Genomic DNA, 20,542 nt, shown 5'->3' with positions numbered 1-20,542 from the left:
CGCAGTTCATCCAGTTCCGAGCATGTGAAAATGCTCGGGACGAACCCTTAATTTTTATTTGTATCCTCACATTTAATAATTCCATATCATTTTTCCTGAAGTGATGTATCTCCTGAAGAAAGAAAATGCATAGTTCCTCCTTCATCTTGCAGTATTAATTGTCCTAATGGATTAATTCCACAAGCAACTCCAGATAGTGTATCTAAAGATTGTGTGACTTTTATATTTTTTCCAAACAAATAATCCGATTTATTCCATTCATCCATAAAATAGTTTAGGTCATGGTGAATAAATTTATTCAAATAACGTTCCAAATTGATAATCAGCTTTGCAATGAGAATATTACGATCAAAGTGTTGTTGGGTTATTTCATATAAGGAGCACCAGGGTTTGTCTGGAAGAGGGTGGTTTTGTGTATCCGTATTAACATTTAAACCAATACCGATGATAACTTGAATACTACCATTGGATTCTGCCAATATTTCAATCAAGCTACCGCATAACTTTTTGTGGAACCACAAAATATCATTTGGCCATTTAATTTTGATATTCGATGAGATATCTAATTCATTGAGCGTTGCTGCTATTGCCAAACTGGTCACCAAACTTAACCCTGAAAGTTTGGTCAAATCGTAATTGAGATTCCAACGACTTGAGCAATAAATATTTTCGCCAAATGGCGAGTGCCAGTGGCGGCCAAATCGACCTCTCCCTTGAGTTTGAATTTCAGCACAACAAATATCTACAGTATTTGTAGGAGGCAAATCTTTAAGATAGCGATTTGTAGAATCAATAGAAGTAACCACATGTACATTGTATGGAGGCATTTTTTTTTGTAACTCAAGGTGCTCCATAATTTGTTCTTTATTTAATAAAAGCAGAGGGCTAGTGAGTTGATATCCTTGATGTCTTATTCTTTTTATAGGAATTCCTGCCGCAATTAATTGATTAATTTGTTTCCATATTGCCGAGCGGGTAATACCTATAGTTGCTCCCAATTCAGAACCACTATGGCAGTTTCCGTCGCCAAGCAACTGTAATAAATTGAGTTGTGAAGAAGTGAAGTACATTGGTTTAAACCTAAAAAATTAAAGTGTTACTTTCTTGTAGATGAATAAATCCATGTCTGATTTCTCTTACTGTAGGGTGATGGCATAATGCGCCACTGCAGGCAACTTCAGGCATAAAAGAGCGTAATTGCCAAGTTATGTTATGTAAGGGATCATCTACCAATTGCTTGGTTGGCATAGAGATGGGAACACTAAAATGTTTGGTTGGGTACGAAAGACCTAAGCCACACGCTTTAATAAATGCTTCTTTTTGGGCCCAAACATGAAAGAAAATGGCAGGTTTTAGAGCAGGTGGAACTTTAATAAACTCTTCATATTCTTGATCAGAAAATAAATTTTTTGCGATCCCTTCATAAGGCCGAGCGGAGTATTGTTCTATGTCCACACCCATGGGGAAGTTCTTTCCCACTGCCAGTAATGCCAAATCGCCAGTATGGCTGATATTAAATTGCAACTTTGTTGCATTAATTACCTCGGGCTTACCGTGATCATTATAGGTAAATTCCAAATGTTCCGCTGGAATATTTAGATATTTTGCTAAGATGATTCTCATAGTTGCTCTAGCAGTAGAAAAACGGCGTTTGTGTCTACTAAAATAAAATCGTTCGGCACGCGCTTGCTCATCTCGATTTAAAAATTCATATGCATTTCTTAGTTCATGTGTTAAAGAAAATTGCCAAAGGTCAATTCGAGCTTCGTTTAAGACGCAGTTTTCTGTATTTAAAGGGTTGAATCCAGTAATGATCATATGCTTTGTTTGAATCTGGCATCAATTGTCGGTTAAGGTTATCATATACCATGATATTTAATTCACCAAAGAGTATTCAATGAGCCGACAATTTTTGGATTTTGAGCAACCCATCGAAGAGTTGAATCAAAAAATTGAAGCACTTCGCATGATAGGTCATGATAACGAAGTGAATTTAAGTGATGAAATAGCGCGACTTCAAGCAAAATGTTCTGAGCTAACTTCACAAGTTTTTTCAAACTTAGAACCTTGGCAAGTGGCACAAATGGCAAGACATCCGCTAAGGCCACAAACAACAGATTATATCGAACGTATTTTTACTGATTTCCAGGAACTCCATGGAGACAGGAGCTGTTCTTCAGCTCCTGCAATTATTGGGGGCTTGGCGCGTTTAAATGGTGAACCTGTAATGGTCCTTGGTCATCAGAAAGGTAAACGTACTAAAGAAAAAGTGTACCGTAATTTTGGTATGGCGCGTCCAGAGGAGTATCGAAAGGCTCTACGTTTGATGAATATGGCTGAAAAATTCAAATTGCCTGTTTTTACTTTCATCGATACCGCCGGAGCATACCCAGGGATCGGTGCCGAGGAACGCAATCAATCTGAAGCAATTGCCCGTAATCTATTTGTTATGTCACGTCTTAAGACACCCATCATTTGTGTGGTTACAGGAGAAGCAGGATCTGGAGGTGCATTAGCGATTGGGGTTGGAGATCGTATTTTAATGCTCCAGTTTGGCATTTATTCAGTAATTTCTCCCGAGGGTTGTGCTTCAATTCTATGGAAGGATGCATCCAAAGCAAGTGAAGCTGCACGTGCAATGAGAATAACTGCAGATAAAATTTTCGAAAATAAATTAATTGATCTCGTAGTGCCTGAACCGCTAGGTGGCGCTCATCGTAATGTGGATGAGATGGCTGCTCGATTAAAGGATCTTTTAGTGAGTGAGTTACGCAACTTAAAGAAATTATCTTTAGATCAGCTAGTCGAAAAACGATATCAAAAATTTATGGCAATGGGAGCAAGTGATTAAACCTTTATTAAGTGCCGAGTGGTTTTCTCGCCTGAGTCATTTTAATAAATTAGTTGTGGGTTTTAGTGGTGGGCTTGATTCAACAGTGCTCTTGCATGTTCTTGCTTCCCACCCCACTTTACTGACCAAATTAGTCGCAGTGCATGTGAATCATGGTATTAATGCCAAGGCCTCTCTTTGGCAAGTTCACTGCGAGCAGTTTTGTCATGATTTGGAAATTCCTTTCATTACCCAGTCAGTTCAATTTGATCGTTCTGCAAATGTTGAAGAGGGTGCACGTATTGCACGTTATGCAGTTTTTTCTTCATTAATGGCAGAACAAGATTGCTTGATTTTAGGACATCATCTCGACGATCAGGCAGAAACCGTACTTTTACAACTTTTTCGCGGAGCCGGAATTGACGGTTTGGCTGCTATGACTGATTTTAGTCAACTTGAAGTAGGAGCGATTGCCAGACCTTTTTTAAGCCATTCTCGTGAGCAATTGCAGCATTATACTGCGTTACATCAATTAAGCTGGATTGACGATGAGAGTAACCAAGATATTAGCTTTTCTCGCAATTACCTCCGTCAACAAATTATACCTGAGTTGCAACAAAAATGGCCTGGAGTTGTGGGTAATATTGCAAGAACGGCGCTTCATTGCCAACAAGCAAAACGTAACCTAGAGGTACTTGCAGCGCAAGATATGGTCGTAGAAGAAAGCCAAGAGGCATTAGAAAGGGATTTTTTATTGCTTACCCCATTACATCAATTAAGTCGGGATCGTATTGCAAATGTGCTAAGAGTGTGGTTGAAGAATAATCAAGTCCAACTCCCTTCAGCTGCCACTTTTCGACGTTTGATTGATGAAGTAATTTTTGCCAGTCAAGATGCAGTTCCTGAAGTGAGTTGGGGGGAAGTGATCATCCGTCGTTATCAGAAGTATTTATATTTAGATAAAAAAAATGTGAGCACTTTAACTTCCTGCGTTGAATGGTCTGCATTTCCCTTACCCTTAATCCTACCTAATACTGGCATTAATTTACTGGCAAAAAAAAGCAGCCATGGATTAGTAATACCTGCTAATACCAAAATATTTGTCCGTTTTAGGCAAGGAGGAGAAGAGTTTTTTTGGCATGGGCAGACCAAACGGCTAAAAAAATTATTCCAAGAGTGGGGGGTTCCACCATGGTTGAGAGAGCAAGTTCCCTTGGTTTATTTTAATGATACACTTGCGGCAGTTGTAGGTTACGCAATGAGTGATTTATTTTTTTCTAAAGAGCACACTGAGGGGTGGATTTTCGTTCATTGATACTATGGTGTAGCCTTAGAAGCGGAACCGTAATTTCCTGTAGGAACTTTCCCCGGCTTCTGCTTCGCTTCACCAAGGCTCTAACTAAATGCAATAGTATTTAGAAATATAGACTTGAGAAAACTTGTTTCAAGTCTTTATTTTAGATTTAATTAGAAACCGAAACGGGGACTTTCTAGATCACCTCGCTCTTTTTGGGTAAGCTCTGTATTTATTCGTATGTAATTTCCATAGCATTGTTCACATTATTCCTAATCTCTTGCACGTTTGTTGTCAAACCATTTATCTTGAGGATCAATATTTTGATTAAACGTGCTGTCCTGTTTAGTTAAGATTAAATTCTCCCTCTTCACTCATCCACTCGCGAGCAGTAATTTCATTATTTTACCCTGATCTAAAAAAGAGCGAGATGGGGCAGGGTAAAGCATAAAACACAAGTATCAAGCAAATAAAATTAAATAATTTTCTTTCGCTCACTAAATCATTTTGATTTTTATTAAACTCATTTAGATTAATAGACTCATAAAATTTCAATGGTGTTCATCATGAAAAGCATCTCAGAAATTAAAGAATTACTTGCCCTATGCGACAACCCCGCCAACATATCAGTAGACCTTATGGCTTTTTTCTTATATTTAAAAGAAATGAAGCGAGTGAAAAAAAGGGGAAACTTTAAAGCATTCGCAATCAGCACCAATGAAATAGATTTGTTACACGAACTTATTGAACATATGATTGAATATTGCAAAAGCGACCTAAAATTTCAAATCGCAATTTCAAAATGGGATGGAAGTGAACAATTAAATCATTGGTCTTTTTTAGAGTTTAATTTTAGGAGAATCACGAGTCGTCCGACATTGGATATTTTGATTTGTGATCCATTGGGCTTCGACCAATCGCTTGTTTTAACGAGCTTATTAAGCAGTAAAATGAAATTTGGTATTTTAAGTGAAGGATGCACTTTAAAGGTTTATATCCCGACAGATATTTTGCAAATCAAAGGTCGTATCTGTGCCTATTTTGTTACCGATAGTATTTCGATGCTATCGAATCAAGAGAGTTACTGTCCAATTTATGATTACATGGACTCTCATCAACAACAAGAAAAAATACGAGCCGCTATTGACACGTTGAATGAATTTCGTATGTCTATGGCTTGTTGTTATATGGAGGATGAGCTTAATAGTATGTATCAGTTTAATCTCGTTGTTAGTTCTTTACCCGTTCGACTTTTACGCACGAAACAATCAACTAGCGATTTAGAACGCGAAGTTCGAGACTCTGAATTTAGAGATGCAATTGTGAACAGTAAAGAAGAAACTGCATGGGAATCTATTGATAGAAATCTATTTTTTGTCAGAGACCGCCTGGATCAAGAGCAGTACAGAAACATGAGGGTCAATAAAAAAATGGAAAAGGTGGTAGGAGCCGCGAGTGAAACATCCTCTTTATTAAGTTCCTCAGAGGATGTTCAACAAATCAATGAAGGAATACAGAGACATCGTATATCCGGTTTAGAAAAATTAATAAAACAAGATAGCGATCAATGCCATCTAAGTTATTCTTAGCACTCTGGCAAATTAACTGCTAAGCCTCCCATAGAAGTTTCCTTATAAATACTTTGCATGTCCATTCCAGTTTGTTTCATGGTTTTGATTACTTTATCCAAAGAAATTTGATGTTGACCATCACCAATGAGAGCCATTCGTGTTGCATTCACGGCTTTTACAGCACCCATAGCGTTTCGTTCGATGCAAGGGATTTGTACTAAACCTAATACTGGATCACAGGTCATACCTAAATGATGCTCCATTGCAATTTCTGCAGCATTTTCTACTTGAGCTACAGTACCACCAAGAACAGCAGTAAGACCTGCTGCAGCCATAGAAGATGCAACGCCCACTTCACCTTGACATCCTACTTCAGCACCTGAAATGGATGCACCCTTTTTATAAAGTATGCCTATCGCAGCCGCAGTAAGAAAATAGGTATAAATATCCTCATTGCTCATTTTATCATGGGCGCGTTGGCAATATTTAAGTACGGCAGGAATAATACCTGCGGCACCATTGGTCGGCGCAGTAACAATACGGCCACCGGCCGCATTTTCTTCATTCACAGCCATGGCATAAAGATTTAACCAATTCATGATATCAGATTGTTCGAAAACGCTCTTCACTCCTTTTTCGTTCATAAGCTTTTTATATAAATCAGGAGCACGTCTTTTTAAATTAAGCCCTCCTGGCAAGATCCCTTCGTGTTGGCATCCATTGGTAATGCAATCATCCATTACTTTGGCAATGGCTAAAATACTGGAATGGATTTCATCTACGCTACGCCATGTTTTTTCATTGAGAAGCATTAATTCAGCAATACTCAAGTTATTTTTTTGGCAAAGTTCTAAGAGTTGGGTGGCTGTAGAAAAAGGGTAAGGAGGTGGATTCGTATCTTCAGTGGCTTTGGAAAAATCTTCTTCCGTAGTGATAAAACCACCACCAATTGAATAATAAACTTGTGCAATTAATACATTATCGTGAGCGTCAAAGGCTGAGAAACGCATGCCATTTGAATGTTTGGGTAAGAGCTCTTTTTGTAAAAAGAGAAAATCAGTAGCTTCGTTAAAATTAATGTTCTTTTTATCTGCTAGGTTAAGCGTATGAGAACTAAGTATTTCGTGCATACGAGGCACCATAGATTCTGGAGCTACAGTCTCGGGTGTTTTATTTTCCAACCCATTTAAAATCGCCTTATCGGTACCATGGCCTTTTCCGGTTAAAGCAAGTGAACCATAGAGTTCTATTTTTACTCGTTGAACCTCATTCATGAGTTGTCGGTCTTCAAGTAATTTTAAAAAGGCATTAGCTGCAAGCATTGGACCTACAGTATGAGAACTTGATGGGCCAATTCCAATGGAAAATAAATCAAATACACTGATGTTCATGTGTTCATCTCTAGTTACAATTAGTGCAAAGTGTAGAGGGATCTTAATTATTTGTCTATTTTAATTATAGTTAACTATTGACTTTATAATTTGTCATATATTTTTGCAGCGACTGAAATCGACATCGGAGAAATGTATTAAGAGTTTCTAATGCGATGTACTTTATAATATAGTTACAATTAATCGTATACAAATGCTGGTAATTTCATGTAATTTTAGGCAGAATTATGATGCATTTTAGTTAGAATGCAATGTCTTCAATTTAAAAATTGAGAAGATATGCACAATAGAAAGACTACAAGGGGATTCTTTATGAAGATGAAATTGGTCACTGCGGCCATTATGGGGCTGGCAATGTCTACTGCAATGGCTGCTACTGATGCTACATCGCTTGTTACGGATAAGGATAAATTATCTTATAGTATTGGTGCTGATTTAGGAAAAAACTTCAAAAATCAAGGTATTGATATTAATCCGGAAGCATTGGCTAAAGGAATGCAAGATGGTATGTCTGGTGCCCAATTGATTTTGACCGAACAACAAATGAAAGATGTTCTGAATAAATTTCAGAAAGATCTGATGGCAAAACGCAGCGCAGAATTTAACAAGAAAGCTGAAGAGAACAAATCTAAAGGCGACGCTTTTTTGTCAACTAACAAGTCAAAATCTGGTGTAGTTGTATTGCCTAGTGGTTTGCAATATAAAGTTATTGAAGCAGGTACAGGTAACAAGCCTAGTAAATCTGATACAGTAACTGTTGAATACACAGGTACTTTAATTGATGGTACTGTATTTGATAGCACTGAGAAATCAGGTAAACCTGCTACATTCCAAGTATCACAAGTAATTCCTGGTTGGACAGAAGCATTACAATTGATGCCTGCTGGTTCTACATGGGAAATTTATGTACCTTCAGACTTAGCCTACGGCCCTCGTAGTGTAGGTGGCCCTATAGGTCCAAATGAAACTTTAATTTTCAAAATTCATTTAATCTCTGTGAAAAAAGCCTAATCAATGAAGAAGGGATTTCCTTCCTTATTGTATCCTGCTCCTTAAAAATGGGAGTAGGATTTTTCTTTTAGATAAAAATTCTACTGCCTTTAAGAGATCTGCATGTGAATAAACGCCTATTTATTATTTTCATTTTAGGTTTTTCCTCTGGCTTACCGATGGCATTAGTCAGTAGTACGTTACAGGCATGGTTTGCATACAGTGGAATGTCAGTGCTTGCTACCGGAACATTAAGTCTAATTAGTTTACCCTATGCTTATCGAATTTTTTGGGGACCTATTCTCGATCGCTATTCTTTATTCAGCATGGGTAAAAGGCGGAGTTGGATTATAAGTATGCAATGTTTATTGCTTCTTGGATTTAACTTAATGGCCTGGTTTACCCCCGAACAATACCCTAAATTGATGGCGTTAATTGCTTTAGTTTTAGCTTGCTTTTCTGCTACTCAAGATATTGCGATCGATGCACATCGAGCCGAATATTTACCCCTTAGTGAACATGGGTTAGGAGCTTCTTTAGCAGTATTAGGGTACCGGATTGCGTTATTGTTATCGGGTGGTTTGGCCTTGATTATGGCGCAGAAGCTCGGTTGGGCTTTAACCTATCGATTTATGGGTATTCTGATGATTGCGGGCATGTTTGCTGTGGTCTTTAGTAAAGAACCGAGTCTTGAAACCAAAGAAAAGAATAATTTTGGTATGTCTTTTTTCGCTCCGCTTAAGGAATTGCTTCTACGTCCCGGCATAATTCCTCTTTTGCTGTTTATTTTTTGTTATAAGATGGGTGAAGCATTTACAACCACTACAAGTGGGATTGTTATGCCTTTCTTAATCCAAGGGCTTGGTTTTTCTTTAGAGACCATTGGCTACATCAATAAAATGTTAGGGGTTGGAGCCATTTTGCTTGGAGGTTTGGGGGCGGGATTTTTATTAATACGTTGTTCGTTATATCGTTCCTTACTTTTTTTTGGCTTATTACAAGCATTAACCAATGTGCTATTTCTTGTATTGGCCATGGTAGGGAAGAACGTTACCTTACTGGCCATTGCAGTATTTTTTGACAATTTCGCAGCAGGAATGGGCTCTACAGCTCTAGTTGCTTTATTCATGCGCTTAGTGAATAAGCAATATACTGGAACTCAATTTTCGATGCTTGTGGCTTTATCAACAATACCCCGTATTATTTCTGGACCAGTTGCTGCAAGCATTCAAATGGCGATAGGGTGGGTTGGTTTGTATGAACTTTCTATTTTATTTGCTTTAGCGTTTATCCCTTTTTTGATTTTGATCAAAAATCAAACTAAAGAAATCCGACAAGACCTAAACACTGTAGAGAAAGAAGGCCAATTAAATCCAATACAATAATAAGTTAATTGCATGTATTTTTTAGTCTGGTCGCAATACACTGAACGCGATAAGAGAAGTCCAGTGATAATTTAGATTATTGGCCAGCCTATGGCATGGGGTAATAAAATTAGCACAACATTGTCAAGTTAGTATTTATAAATAAATGCGACTGCTTTCTATAGTGGCTATTAAAATCAAACCAAGCCAATCCCAAATAGTAGGAAGCTCGTTCACAATGAAATCCTTGCCCTATTCTGCCATCTTGTAAATTGGGAATGTTGCTATAATTTTAGTAACCCCTGATTATAAGGAAACATAATAAAAAATATGCGTTATTTATTTCTTACTTATTCAATGACCCATGTACAGGTATCTAAAATTGAATCGTTACTTAAAAAATAGCACGAATCTATTGTTTAGGTTTGCTGCTACTTCTCCAACCTTAGCCGTACTGGTCGCGGCCCTATTTTTTGGTGCAAGTACTCCATTCGCAAAATATCTTGTTGGTCAAATTTCTCCTATATTGTTGGCTGGGTTACTTTATATTGGTAGTGGTTCAGGATTAATTATAATCCGCGTGATCAAAGATCGGGGCTTTAGCCCTTCTGGTCTGGTAAAAGGCGATTGGTTTTGGTTATTAGGTATGATGATTTGTGGCGGAGTACTGGGTCCCATTTTATTAATGGAGGGTTTGCAACAAATAAATGCAGCAAGTGCATCCTTACTTTTGAATTTGGAAGCAGTTTTTACTGCTTTGATTGCTTGGTTTATTTTTAAAGAACATACAACAAAGCGTATTGTGCTTGGTATGTTTTTAATTGTAGCCGGAGGTATTTTATTATCTGTCCCTCATGGTACTGTGACTCCAGAAAATATATTTGGCTTTATTTGCATCGCAGGTGCATGCTTATTTTGGGCTATTGACAATAATTTGACTCAAAAAATTTCTGCTGGGGAACCTTTTTTCATAGCGGGAATTAAAGGACTCGTTTCGGGAATTGTAATTGTCGCTATATCTCTTTCCTGGGGAATAAAATTACCCAATTACGTAATTATGAGTTATGCCTTGTTAACTGGTTTTATTGGTTACGGAGCCAGCCTGGTTTTATTCGTGCTTGCTATACGTGAGCTTGGTACTGGAAGAACCGGAGCTTATTTTTCTACCGCACCATTTATCGGCGCACTTATTGCAATTGTATTTTTTCATGAGGCTACCTCCATTTCTTTTTGGATTGCAATGGTGCTAATTGTCATTGGTGTTTGGTTGCATCTCTCGGAACACCATCAACATATACACAGGCATGAAACGCTTGCTCATACCCATTCTCATCTCCATGATGAACACCACCAGCATAGTCATGATTTCCCATGGGACGGTAAGGAGCCTCACATTCATGCTCATGTGCATCCGCTTATGAAGCATTCGCATCCGCATTATCCTGATATCCACCATCGGCATAAACATAAGTGAACAACAGCATCATCCCCAGTTAAAGCAGTTCAATTTGCTCTGTACGTCTCATCGGAAATACCATCTTGCTTTGATAATAGGTTAACTACCGTAAAATGTTCATATTTTTTGGCAAGACTTAGAGCAGTTGCGCCATTATAATTAGTCAGTGAAGCGTCAGCTCGAGCTTTTAATAACTGGTTTACAACGTCTTCGTGACCGTATTCTGCGGCAAACATCAAAGCGGTATGCCCAGTATGATTACTTTGATCTATGTTTACTCCTGCTTCTAAAAGGGCGGCTACAACATCAGATTGGCCATATTCCGCCGCGACCATTAATGCGCTCATGCCATTTTTTCCAGCTTGATTAATGTCCATACCCGATTTAATAAACCGTTTTATTATATCGATATGTCCCTGGCCCGCGGCGTAAAGTAGGGATAATAAATCCTCACGACATTTTTCAATCATGTGGTTATTTTCCTGGAGTTGATGATGATGTCCAATCAATACGAGGAATGGATACTCCTATCATCGTATCTCGAGTCACGATTGTTGCTAATTTTTCTTCACTCCAATCTTCCGTGCCTTTAGGTCGCAAAGGTAACATCATAAAGCGCGATTTCTGATTCGAATCATGCACACGCACTTCTACATCAGGCGGAATTATAGTACCGAATTCAGCCAAAACCTCTCGTGGCCATCGAACTAAGCGGCGTCTATAATTGGGCCGTTCATACCAAGCTGGTGCAAACCCTAATACAGGCCTCGGGTAGCAAGAACACAAGGTGCAAACCATTGTATTATGCAATTTTGGTGTATTTTCATAGACAACGAAGTAAGTATAATCACTGGGAGTACCAGAACCAGTTGGTCTAAGCCAATCAATGCCCAACTCTTTACAGGCCGCTACGCCATCTGCGAGCAGTCGCTTTTTAAATTCCGGATCGACCCAGGCACGCGCCACAACTCGTGCTCCGCCTTTGGAGGACTCCATATCATCATGCCATTCCATAAAACGACGATAATCTTCGGCCGAAAATAATCCTTTTTCAATGGCTAATTCTCTAATAGTAGCCTCTAAAACAGTAAATTCATAAGCTTCATCGTTCTCTTCGATTTTATCATGCTCATGCTCATGTTCATGTTGCTTGCTCATAGCATCCTCTCTTTAAGTTATCCTGATTTATTTGTCTGGTGGAAAGTCAAGCCAACGCTCAGAAAACTCTGTTTCTAAGGTATCAATTGGCTCTCCTGTATAATCTGACCATAAATCAGCAAGTTTAAATCGAACCATATAAAAAGGTTCAGCTCGACCATCTTCTCGTCCCCAGGCTTCATCCTCAGGAATAACCCAATCTGGTCTTAACATAACAACTTCACCTATATGGTTGCGGGTATATCCCTGTGTCCGTGTATGAAATAATGAGGGTAAATCTTTAACAATGACACGATCACCAATCTTAAATTTATTCATTTGATATATCCCTCCCGTCGACGGATTACATCCATTTTCTGAATTAACTCATCTGGAGTAATCAAACCTTTTTCAATTAGCATCTTTGCTATAGCCAACAACCAACGTGCATAGTAAGGGGTGGCGAAATATATGGTTTCACCCAAATCATTCTCCCGACGACGTCTTTCTTCAGAACACCAATGTCCACGCCAAGCCAAACACTCTGCAACACAATGAGTACTTTTTTCCCAGAAAGCAGTTTTATGTTCCGATTTATCAAGTGGACCATCGGGTTCTCCACCCACGTCATGCACGACATGTAAAATGGCCTCTGCCTCTTTTTGTGTAATTGTAAGAGGGAGATCCATATTTTTACTTTGAGTTACATGCTTTAGAAGCGCTTCATAGTCGCTCGATACCTTTTTATTCATAATGATCACCTATTCCTTTTAACGATTAAACATTCACCTATAAGATTAAATATAGAACAATTAATTTAAATTATCTAAATGTAATATTAGGAAGAGGGATTAAAGTTAAGTGAATACGAGATTTAGATGAATACAATTAGGCTTGAGGAAGCGATGTCTTTATGAATTTATTATGAAAAATTTGAATAAGAGAGTGAATAATAAGAAAATAAATTATGGTACCTAGGGTGGGACTCGAACCCACACGGTGTCACCACCACCGGATTTTGAATCCGGCGCGTCTACCAATTCCGCCACCCAGGCATTTGAGCGGCCATTATAACAAAGAAATAAATTCTCACAATGGATTTTTATATATATTATTTAAAAAATAACGAAGGATTAAAGGGGGATTTGTGAAGAGATATCATTTTATTATTTTTAGTTTTTTTCTTGCCCACCTTATGACTCTTAGTTATGCAGTGAATTGCCCGGATCCACAAACCACATCTTTAAAATGGGGTATTCCTCCGCCTCCTTGGGAAGAGAATCCCTATTCACCTAATCGCCCACAGGGGGATAAAGATACTTATTTCCTACGGGCAAATATTTTAATTGCTGGATATGGTCAAGGAGTGGTTTGCACTTATAGAAATTCAGCAGGCGATTACTCAATTTGGTGGCAAGTGCGTACCAAAATTCCATCTCGTCTTGACTATAATTGGATTGATACCTTGGGCGGCTTCGTCTGTACGCAAGGATTAGAGCAATGCCAATTTTATACAATATGAGCTAGACCTTCATATGATTTTGCAAGTTATTTTAAGTTTTCTGAAGTTCCATTCGTTATCATGGCTTTAATAAATATGGTCTATATTATTTAATGTCATTTACTGAAATGGAGTTTGCAAATGAAAAATGCTAATTTAGCTTCAAGATGGGCAAATCGAATTATAGCAGTTCTTTTTTTATTGAGCAGTCCAGTGATTGGAGCTTATGCCGCTTGTTGTTCTGGCCATGGGGGGGGGGCTTCTTGTAATGGTACTACTGGAGTCCAGATGTGTAAGGATGGTACCGCTTCTCCCTCGTGTAAGTGTAAGAAAACCAAAAGTACAACTACAAAATCCCATACCATTAAAAAAACTGCTCCAGCAACCACTACAACGACAACAACTAAGTCAAAAAGCTGGTGGGGTGGAAAATCAACTACTACACCCGCTACTAAAACTAAATCAACTACCACAACAACTACAAGTGCTAAAGGCTGTTGTTCAAAACATGGAGGGGTAGCTCAATGTGATGCAACTACAGGTTATTTAAGATGTAAGGACGGTGTACAATCACCTACTTGTGCTTGTCATTAAGCACTCATCCCTCGGCTATTAGTGGGGGATAACTATAGCCCGGATCGAACATCCGGGCTTAATATTAATCCCAATTATATTTTAGATGCTTAAATACGATCCTCAGTGATATCGATCATCATTTGGAGGGACTTTTTAGCATTATTAATAACCCATTGCTGATCTTGTTCAGGCAATCTGTTTCTACTTCCCGTAAATTCATTGACTACATCACCAGCTTTAACTTCATTATAAGACATGGTTTTTCCTTGTCTAAGTAAATCGACCAGTGCAACCAGATGCGGGGGGTCGTTGCGTGACATGGTTGCGCAGCCACAACCTATTCCTTTTGCATTTTCTTTGTTAGGGGCTTCCGCTAAGTTAACTACGTCTATATTCAAACTTTTACAGTGTTGTTTGAGATTTTCTACCATGTGATTTTCGGTACCAATAGCATAACGTTTGGTTTTGGCGCGATCATGAACTACATAATCCCAGATGAACGCTGTGGAACCTGAGTGTTGTGCTATTTTAATTACGGAGTTTCGGCATTCGGGATGAACGATTGTGGTGTATCCTTGATTATGCCAATAATCGCACATTTCGGGTTGATAATGGGTATGTACGGCACATTGGCTTGCGAATAATATTAACTGTGCTTCATCAAACTGTTTTAGAGTTTTTGAATCTTGATTCGCAAGTGAATATTGAGCCCCTGCAGTTCCACCAGGCCAATAGGCAAGATTTTTTATCCCTAACCAATAGGCGACGTTTTCACCCATATGTTGATCTGGAATAAAAAGAATCTTTTTATTTTGTTTGAGTGCCCATTGAAATATTTTTTTTACGTTGGAACTTGTGCAAACGGCTCCACCTTGAGCACCAGTCAACGCCTTGACTCGACCTGATGTGTTCATATAGCAAACCGGTAAAATATTTTCGGAACCATACCGCTCATTCAAATCAAGGAAAGCAGGTTCAACCATGAAATCTTTGGCAAGCATTTCCATTGTGCAACCCGACTTAGGATTGGTGATATAAACGTGTTGGTTTTTATTCGCCAAAATACTAATTGATTCCGCCATGAAATGCACTGCAGATTCAATGATGACGGATTTTTCCGGGTGTTCCGCTGCCATCAAAGCTAATTGATAGGAGTCACCGATAAGTCCTCCAAATTGTTCAACCAGGCGAACAATATCCCCACCCATGTAATAATGAGCTAAAAGGAGTAATCGCTCACCAAAATGATCCTGAGCTTTTTTAAGATAAGGAGTCATCCATGCTAAAACGGTCGTAAGTTTTCGATCTGGAAGAGCTTGGTATTCCTGGGCATATGGAATAAACTCTTCTTGATACCAGTCAATTGGGTAGTCACTCTGACAAATGCTCATATCATTTCTGATGTGCATTAATGTGGCTTCAGGTTTGTAAAGTGTGGAGTTTTTAAACATCTATTGGCCTCAATTCAATTTAAACTGATCTCTTAAGTATATTGTAGCTTGGTTATACTTTCGCTACCCAGGCTAATTTATTATTCTGGTGAAGTATCCATCAGACCAAGTTTAGCAATGCTTTCTTGTGCCTCGGCTTTTTTATTCGGATAATCTTCACGAAAGTGTCCCCCACGTGATTCTCGTCTTGCTAGAGCAGCCCTTACAATTAATTCAGCATTGAGAATAATATTTCTTAGCTCAAGAAAATCTCGAGTGATGGAATGCTTCCAATAATATTCTTCAATTATTTTTTTACGTTTCATTATTAATTGTAGTAGATCTTCAAGTCCTGCCTCTGTTCGTACAATGCCCGCATAAGAAGTCATTTCTCCTCTTAAACCTCGCCACTGTGCATTGATTTGGCTGGCACGTCTGGCGTTGACTTCACTGGGCGCGCTCCAATTTGGAATATGTTCCGAGTATTTCCAAGGAGCAGAAATATCTTTTAAAGTACACCGAGCTGCATTGGATCCCATGACTAATGCTTCGAGCAACGAATTACTTGCGAGACGATTGGCGCCATGTAACCCTGTAAAAGCAACTTCGCCAATGGCGTAAAGTCGTTTTAAATCAGTACGTCCATCAATGTCTGTTAGTACACCCCCACACTGATAATGGGCCGCGGGGACAACCGGAATCATATCTTGGCTCATATCAATGCCAATGGATAATAATGTCGCATAAATTTGTGGAAAACGTTTTTTTAAGAATTCTTTGGACTGATGGGTAATGTCAAGATAAACATATCCCATTTGACTGCGTTCAATCTCACTAAAAATAGCACGTGCGACTACATCACGTGTTGACAGCTCCATTTGCTCTGGAGCATAACGTTTCATGAATCGTTCGCCTGTTTCAGCATTTTTAAGGAAAGCACCTTCTCCGCGTACCGCTTCTGAGATGAGGAAATTATTTAAAGTATGATGATGCAGAAGAGTAGGGTGGAATTGGTAAAATTCCATATTCCCAACACGAGCCCCAGCTCGATATGCCATCGCCACGCCATCTCCGGTCGCAACCATGGGATTGGTCGTATACCGGTAGGTTTTACCTGCACCGCCTGTTGCTAACACCACACAGTTGGCTAAAAAAGTATGAATTCGATTTGCGGCACAATCCAGAACATAAGCTCCTAAAATCTCTCCTTGAATGTCGGTACGATGGGGATGGTAATAAGTGATTAGGTTTACAGCGACGTGATGCTCAAAAAAATGAATTTGGGGCTGTTGTTTTGCCAACTGATTCATTGTTTGCGTAATCGATAAACCGGTTTGATCACCGCAATTAAAAATACGTCGGTGTGAATGCCCGCCTTCTTTTGCAAGATGAAAACTTCCTTTGTTGTCTTGTTTAAAGTGGACATTATACTGGCCCAGTTGTTTTATCATGTCGGGACCTTGTCGAATTATGAATTCAACTGCGGGTAAATAACACAATCCATCGCCGGCTACCAAAGTATCCGAAATGTGTGATTCTAAGGAGTCTTCTGCAGAAAAAACAGCAGCAATTCCACCTTGAGCATAGCGACTGTTACACTCAATCGCTTCAGCCTTACTGATCAGAGCAATTTTTAATCGGGGTTGCAGGCTGATAAGCTGTAAACAATATTGCAGTCCTGCCAGCCCTGTACCCATAACAAGGACATCAAATTCAAAGGTTTGCCCTTGTTGGGAGAGCATATTACTCATAAAAAGGCCTTTACTAACTGGGTTGCTAGGCCCGTATAGTTCTCTGGGGTAAGTTTTAGTAATTGCTCTTTGGCTTTTTCAGGTATCGCTAACTCTTGAATGAATTGTTTGAGACTTTGCTCATCAATTCCATGGCCACGGGTTAACGATTTTAATTGTTCATATGCATCAGGCAAATTATAACGTCGCATCATGGTTTGTACTGCTTCTGCCAATACTTCCCAATTTGCCTTTAAATCCTCTTGTAAAGCACGTTTATTTATTTGTAATTTATCATTGCCTTTTGCTAGAGATAAGTAGGCAATTAGGCTATAAGAAAACGCCATCCCTATATTACGCAATACAGTAGAATCTGATAAATCTCGTTGTAATCGTGATTGAGTAAGCTTATTGGCAAAATGAATAAATAGAGCATTGGCCATCCCTAAATTTCCTTCTGCATTTTCAAAGTCAATGGGATTAACTTTATGAGGCATAGTGGATGATCCAACTTCTTCCGCTACAGTTTTTTGTTTAAAGTAGCCAAGAGAAATATAACTCCAAATGTCTTGAGTATAGTCGAGCAATATATTGTTAATACGCACCATAATTTGTGATACTTCTGCCAAACCGTCATGTGGCTCAATTTGGGTCGTATAAGCATTGAAAGATAAACCCAGTGATGTAACAAAGTTAGCACAATGTTTTCGCCAATCTACCTCGGGATAAGCAATAGTATGGGCGTTATAGTTACCAACAGCACCATTGAATTTACCAGGAATCAACACTTCACATATTTGCTGTTGGGGTCTTTTGAGTCGAGCGACAAAATTGACTAACTCCTTGCCCATGGTTGTGGGAGTTGCTGGTTGGCCATGGGTTCTGGATAACATAGGCACATCAGCATGTTGCTTACCAAGCAGCGTAATGCCACCCATAATTTCAGCAAGGGTAGGTTGAATGACCTGGGCAATGGCCTGTTTTACCATTAATGCATAAGCTAAATTATTGATGTCCTCTGAAGTGCATGCGAAATGAATAAAGGGAGTAATGGCCTTCAAAGTAGCATGATGTTGGAATTTGTCTTTTAAATAATATTCTATTGCTTTCACATCATGATTTGTCTGTCGCTCAAATTCCTTAATTTTAAGAGCTTCATCCTCATTAAAATTGGTAATCAGATTATTGAGGAACTGTTTAGTCTTTTGATCTAATGGGGGGACCTCGGTAATAGCTTGATTAGCTGCTAAAGATTCAAGCCAGCGGATTTCTACAGTCAGGCGATAATAAATTAAGGCGAATTCACTAAAATAAGGACTCAAAGCCCGTGTTTTATTAATATAACGCCCGTCGATTGGAGAGATCGCATTTAAAGCAGTAAGAGTCATAAGTAGCTAGCCCTAATGGTAAAGCACATATAATATTAGATGCGCGAGCAGATGTGAATTAAAGTGAGGAATTTTATCAGAAATTGATATTTTTTTAATATGATTGTGTATAATGATTTCATTTTTAAAAATGAATCACGGCATTTCATGAAAACAATCATTGAATCCTATCAAGCAGGCTTGTTTCAGAAGAAGTATTGGCTCCAAAATATTATCTCCGGAATTATCGTAGGGGTTGTCGCTTTGCCTTTAGCAATGGCATTTGCTATTGCTTCGGGTGTGAGACCAGAACAAGGGATTTATACAGCAATTATTGCTGGTTTGATTGTTTCTATTATGGGAGGAAGCCGGTTACAAATCGCTGGCCCAACCGGAGCTTTTATTGTAGTGCTGTCAGGTATTACAGCGAAGTATGGAGTTTCTGGCTTACAAATTTCAACGATACTCGCCGGGTTCATGTTGTTATTTTTTGGCCTTGCTCGTCTGGGAGGCATTATCAAGTTTATACCTGCTCCAGTGATTATTGGTTTTACGGCAGGTATTGGCGTAGTCATCTGGGTAGGGCAATGGCATTACTTTTTTGGTCTTCCTTCAGGAGGAAGCGGTCATTTTCATGAAAAATTATGGTATTTAATACAGACTCTCCCTCAGCTTAATACAACTACAACCATTTTAGGCTTTTTTTCACTCTTCACCGTCATTTTTTCAAATAAAATTCCTGGACTGAAGCGTGTTCCAGGTCCTCTCGTGGCTCTATTAATTGTGACAGGATTGCAATCGGTTTGTCATTTTTCTGGAGTTGCGACTATAGGTTCCTTATTTGGTGGGATACCTCAAGGCCTACCTGAATTTAAATTACCCAACTTGACAATCGATCGAGTGATTGAGTTGATTGGCCCAGCGTTTACTATCGCGATGCTTGGTGCTATAGAGTCGCTTTTATCAGCAGTTGTAGCGGATGGGATGGCCGGTACAAAACACAATTCCAATCGGGAGTTACTCGGCCAGGGAATTGCAAATATTTTTGCACCCTTGTTTGGAGGATTCGCAGCAACCGGAGCGATTGCACGTACTGCGACAAACATTCGTAATGGGGGTAATAGCCCTTTAGCGGGTATTATCCATGCGCTCACTTTAATTTTAATTATTCTTTTTCTAGCTCCTTTGGCCGTGAATATCCCACTTACCGTATTGGCCGCAGTTTTATTTGTGGTGGCTTGGAATATGAGTGAAGTAAAACATTTCATTAAATTAATTAAGTGTGCTCCAAAAGCTGATGTAGTGATTTTGTTGGTTACCTTTTTCCTTACAGTGTTTGTGGATTTGGTAGTGGCAGTAAATATTGGCGTAATTATAGCTATATTACACTTCATACGGGGAATGGCGACCAGTGTTGAGGTGCAGCAAATGACTCAGGAAGAATTAGCACATGAATTGGCACGCCAAAATATAGAAACCTTACCCGATGGAGTATTGGTTTATGCTGTAGAAGGGCCTTTTTTCTTTGGAGCAGCGGAAGCATTCCAACATGCTTTAGCTGTAACTCATACCGATCCTAAAACTTTAATTATTAGAATGCGCTGGGTTCCCTTTATGGATGTTACGGGGTTACAAACTTTAGAAGAAATTATTGAAGATTTGCAGGAACGTAATGTGAGAGTCATTTTAAGTGGGGCTAATCCCCTGGTAGAGGAAAAGTTGCGTAAGGGCGGTATTATTAAACTTTTAGGTAACGCCAATTTCCATAAAGAATTTTCCCAGGCATTAATTGCATGTAATGCATAATCTCATTCAAATATCGGTACTCATGCTCAGGAGTAGCTTAAAAACTACTTTATTCTGGGATATGAGTACTAATGTTTCGGGTAACTAAAGTTTCTATTT

General features: G+C 38.9%; 19 protein-coding genes and 1 tRNA gene. 9 read left to right on the top strand and 11 right to left on the bottom strand.

The window, feature by feature from the left end:
• Nucleotides 1-86: 86 nt before the first annotated feature.
• Complete coding sequence (locus HBNCFIEN_RS10790) at nucleotides 87-1,070, bottom strand: biotin--[acetyl-CoA-carboxylase] ligase (RefSeq protein WP_182391093.1); 984 nt, start codon at nucleotides 1,068-1,070, stop codon at nucleotides 87-89.
• 10 nt (nucleotides 1,071-1,080) lie between these two features.
• Nucleotides 1,081-1,818 (bottom strand): 4'-phosphopantetheinyl transferase superfamily protein, encoded by a 738-nt coding sequence (locus tag HBNCFIEN_RS10785; RefSeq protein WP_182391092.1) that lies wholly within the window; start codon nucleotides 1,816-1,818, stop codon nucleotides 1,081-1,083.
• Between the two features lie 79 nt (nucleotides 1,819-1,897).
• Here HBNCFIEN_RS10785 and HBNCFIEN_RS10780 point away from each other — a divergent pair, with 79 nt between their 5' ends.
• From HBNCFIEN_RS10780 to HBNCFIEN_RS10770, 3 genes are all read left to right on the top strand, one after another.
• Nucleotides 1,898-2,851 (top strand): acetyl-CoA carboxylase carboxyltransferase subunit alpha, encoded by a 954-nt coding sequence (locus tag HBNCFIEN_RS10780; RefSeq protein WP_182391091.1) that lies wholly within the window; start codon nucleotides 1,898-1,900, stop codon nucleotides 2,849-2,851.
• Nucleotides 2,844-4,145 carry a tRNA lysidine(34) synthetase TilS gene (gene tilS / locus HBNCFIEN_RS10775; protein ID WP_182391090.1) on the top strand — a complete coding sequence of 434 codons (1,302 nt, stop codon included), beginning with the start codon at nucleotides 2,844-2,846 and terminating at the stop codon, nucleotides 4,143-4,145. Before HBNCFIEN_RS10780 ends, tilS begins: the two co-directional genes overlap by 8 nt.
• 545 nt (nucleotides 4,146-4,690) lie before the next feature.
• Entirely contained in the window at nucleotides 4,691-5,713 is a 1,023-nt protein-coding gene (locus HBNCFIEN_RS10770) for a hypothetical protein (protein WP_182391089.1), read from the top strand.
• Here the strand turns inward: HBNCFIEN_RS10770 and HBNCFIEN_RS10765 are convergent.
• Nucleotides 5,710-7,086, bottom strand: coding sequence for an L-serine ammonia-lyase (locus tag HBNCFIEN_RS10765; protein WP_182391088.1), 1,377 nt, complete (start codon nucleotides 7,084-7,086; stop codon nucleotides 5,710-5,712). The two genes, HBNCFIEN_RS10770 and HBNCFIEN_RS10765, sit on opposite strands and share 4 nt — an antisense overlap.
• Nucleotides 7,087-7,398: 312 nt before the next feature.
• Here HBNCFIEN_RS10765 and HBNCFIEN_RS10760 point away from each other — a divergent pair, with 312 nt between their 5' ends.
• From HBNCFIEN_RS10760 to HBNCFIEN_RS10750, 3 genes are all read left to right on the top strand, one after another.
• Complete coding sequence (locus HBNCFIEN_RS10760; protein ID WP_182391087.1) at nucleotides 7,399-8,097, top strand: FKBP-type peptidyl-prolyl cis-trans isomerase; 699 nt, start codon at nucleotides 7,399-7,401, stop codon at nucleotides 8,095-8,097.
• Between the two features lie 104 nt (nucleotides 8,098-8,201).
• Nucleotides 8,202-9,461, top strand: a complete 1,260-nt coding sequence (locus tag HBNCFIEN_RS10755) for an MFS transporter (protein WP_182391086.1) — start codon at nucleotides 8,202-8,204, stop codon at nucleotides 9,459-9,461.
• A gap of 361 nt (nucleotides 9,462-9,822) precedes the next feature.
• Entirely contained in the window at nucleotides 9,823-10,914 is a 1,092-nt protein-coding gene (locus HBNCFIEN_RS10750; RefSeq protein ID WP_255464194.1) for a DMT family transporter, read from the top strand.
• 29 nt (nucleotides 10,915-10,943) lie between these two features.
• Here HBNCFIEN_RS10750 and HBNCFIEN_RS10745 read toward each other — a convergent pair whose 3' ends face one another.
• The 5 genes from HBNCFIEN_RS10745 to HBNCFIEN_RS10725 form a co-directional block, all read right to left on the bottom strand.
• Nucleotides 10,944-11,366, bottom strand: coding sequence for an ankyrin repeat domain-containing protein (locus HBNCFIEN_RS10745; protein WP_182391084.1), 423 nt, complete (start codon nucleotides 11,364-11,366; stop codon nucleotides 10,944-10,946).
• A 4-nt stretch (nucleotides 11,367-11,370) separates the two neighbouring features.
• Nucleotides 11,371-12,054 carry a thiocyanate hydrolase subunit gamma gene (gene scnC / locus HBNCFIEN_RS10740; RefSeq protein WP_182391083.1) on the bottom strand — a complete coding sequence of 228 codons (684 nt, stop codon included), beginning with the start codon at nucleotides 12,052-12,054 and terminating at the stop codon, nucleotides 11,371-11,373.
• A 27-nt stretch (nucleotides 12,055-12,081) separates the two neighbouring features.
• On the bottom strand, nucleotides 12,082-12,372 hold the full coding sequence (locus HBNCFIEN_RS10735) for an SH3-like domain-containing protein (RefSeq protein ID WP_182391082.1): 291 nt from the start codon (nucleotides 12,370-12,372) through the stop codon (nucleotides 12,082-12,084).
• Nucleotides 12,369-12,785 (bottom strand): SH3-like domain-containing protein, encoded by a 417-nt coding sequence (locus HBNCFIEN_RS10730; RefSeq protein ID WP_182391081.1) that lies wholly within the window; start codon nucleotides 12,783-12,785, stop codon nucleotides 12,369-12,371. The genes HBNCFIEN_RS10735 and HBNCFIEN_RS10730 overlap by 4 nt, the downstream gene beginning before the upstream one ends.
• Nucleotides 12,786-13,001: 216 nt before the next feature.
• Nucleotides 13,002-13,088: transfer RNA gene (locus HBNCFIEN_RS10725), tRNA-Leu, on the bottom strand.
• Nucleotides 13,089-13,180: 92 nt separating this feature from the next.
• Between HBNCFIEN_RS10725 and HBNCFIEN_RS10720 the strand changes: the two genes are divergently transcribed.
• Together HBNCFIEN_RS10720 and HBNCFIEN_RS10715 are read left to right on the top strand one after the other, a co-directional pair.
• Nucleotides 13,181-13,555, top strand: a complete 375-nt coding sequence (locus HBNCFIEN_RS10720) for a DUF3757 domain-containing protein (protein WP_370530101.1) — start codon at nucleotides 13,181-13,183, stop codon at nucleotides 13,553-13,555.
• Between the two features lie 120 nt (nucleotides 13,556-13,675).
• Complete coding sequence (locus tag HBNCFIEN_RS10715) at nucleotides 13,676-14,128, top strand: hypothetical protein (RefSeq protein ID WP_182391080.1); 453 nt, start codon at nucleotides 13,676-13,678, stop codon at nucleotides 14,126-14,128.
• Between the two features lie 89 nt (nucleotides 14,129-14,217).
• Here the strand turns inward: HBNCFIEN_RS10715 and nadA are convergent, their stop codons facing one another.
• From nadA to purB, 3 genes are all read right to left on the bottom strand, one after another.
• Nucleotides 14,218-15,561: a quinolinate synthase NadA gene (gene nadA / locus HBNCFIEN_RS10710; protein ID WP_182391079.1), complete on the bottom strand. Its 1,344-nt coding sequence runs from the start codon at nucleotides 15,559-15,561 to the stop codon at nucleotides 14,218-14,220.
• A gap of 80 nt (nucleotides 15,562-15,641) precedes the next feature.
• Nucleotides 15,642-17,291 carry an L-aspartate oxidase gene (gene nadB / locus HBNCFIEN_RS10705; protein WP_182391078.1) on the bottom strand — a complete coding sequence of 550 codons (1,650 nt, stop codon included), beginning with the start codon at nucleotides 17,289-17,291 and terminating at the stop codon, nucleotides 15,642-15,644.
• Nucleotides 17,288-18,658: an adenylosuccinate lyase gene (purB, locus tag HBNCFIEN_RS10700; protein WP_182391077.1), complete on the bottom strand. Its 1,371-nt coding sequence runs from the start codon at nucleotides 18,656-18,658 to the stop codon at nucleotides 17,288-17,290. The genes nadB and purB overlap by 4 nt, the downstream gene beginning before the upstream one ends.
• Before the next feature lie 147 nt (nucleotides 18,659-18,805).
• On the opposite strand from purB, the gene HBNCFIEN_RS10695 reads away from it, so the two are divergent.
• Complete coding sequence (locus tag HBNCFIEN_RS10695; RefSeq protein ID WP_182391076.1) at nucleotides 18,806-20,443, top strand: SulP family inorganic anion transporter; 1,638 nt, start codon at nucleotides 18,806-18,808, stop codon at nucleotides 20,441-20,443.
• Nucleotides 20,444-20,542 lie beyond the last annotated feature (99 nt).

It is taken from the genome of Legionella sp. PC997 (assembly GCF_014109825.1).
Taxonomy (GTDB): Bacteria; Pseudomonadota; Gammaproteobacteria; order Legionellales; family Legionellaceae; genus Legionella.
Note: the sequence above shows the minus strand (reverse complement) of the source record. Positions and strands in the feature narration are given on the sequence as shown.

Bases quoted from the DNA above. Each gene is read 5' to 3' on its own strand.
- HBNCFIEN_RS10790 (WP_182391093.1), bottom strand. From the start codon at position 1,070: ATGTACTTCACTTCTTCACAACTCAATTTATTACAGTTGCTTGGCGAC.
- HBNCFIEN_RS10785 (WP_182391092.1), bottom strand. From the start codon at position 1,818: ATGATCATTACTGGATTCAACCCTTTAAATACAGAAAACTGCGTCTTA.
- HBNCFIEN_RS10780 (WP_182391091.1), top strand. From the start codon at position 1,898: ATGAGCCGACAATTTTTGGATTTTGAGCAACCCATCGAAGAGTTGAAT.
- HBNCFIEN_RS10770 (WP_182391089.1), top strand. From the start codon at position 4,691: ATGAAAAGCATCTCAGAAATTAAAGAATTACTTGCCCTATGCGACAAC.
- HBNCFIEN_RS10765 (WP_182391088.1), bottom strand. From the start codon at position 7,086: ATGAACATCAGTGTATTTGATTTATTTTCCATTGGAATTGGCCCATCA.
- HBNCFIEN_RS10760 (WP_182391087.1), top strand. From the start codon at position 7,399: ATGAAGATGAAATTGGTCACTGCGGCCATTATGGGGCTGGCAATGTCT.
- HBNCFIEN_RS10745 (WP_182391084.1), bottom strand. From the start codon at position 11,366: ATGATTGAAAAATGTCGTGAGGATTTATTATCCCTACTTTACGCCGCG.
- scnC (WP_182391083.1), bottom strand. From the start codon at position 12,054: ATGAGCAAGCAACATGAACATGAGCATGAGCATGATAAAATCGAAGAG.
- HBNCFIEN_RS10735 (WP_182391082.1), bottom strand. From the start codon at position 12,372: ATGAATAAATTTAAGATTGGTGATCGTGTCATTGTTAAAGATTTACCC.
- HBNCFIEN_RS10730 (WP_182391081.1), bottom strand. From the start codon at position 12,785: ATGAATAAAAAGGTATCGAGCGACTATGAAGCGCTTCTAAAGCATGTA.
- HBNCFIEN_RS10715 (WP_182391080.1), top strand. From the start codon at position 13,676: ATGAAAAATGCTAATTTAGCTTCAAGATGGGCAAATCGAATTATAGCA.
- nadA (WP_182391079.1), bottom strand. From the start codon at position 15,561: ATGTTTAAAAACTCCACACTTTACAAACCTGAAGCCACATTAATGCAC.
- nadB (WP_182391078.1), bottom strand. From the start codon at position 17,291: ATGAGTAATATGCTCTCCCAACAAGGGCAAACCTTTGAATTTGATGTC.
- purB (WP_182391077.1), bottom strand. From the start codon at position 18,658: ATGACTCTTACTGCTTTAAATGCGATCTCTCCAATCGACGGGCGTTAT.
- HBNCFIEN_RS10695 (WP_182391076.1), top strand. From the start codon at position 18,806: ATGAAAACAATCATTGAATCCTATCAAGCAGGCTTGTTTCAGAAGAAG.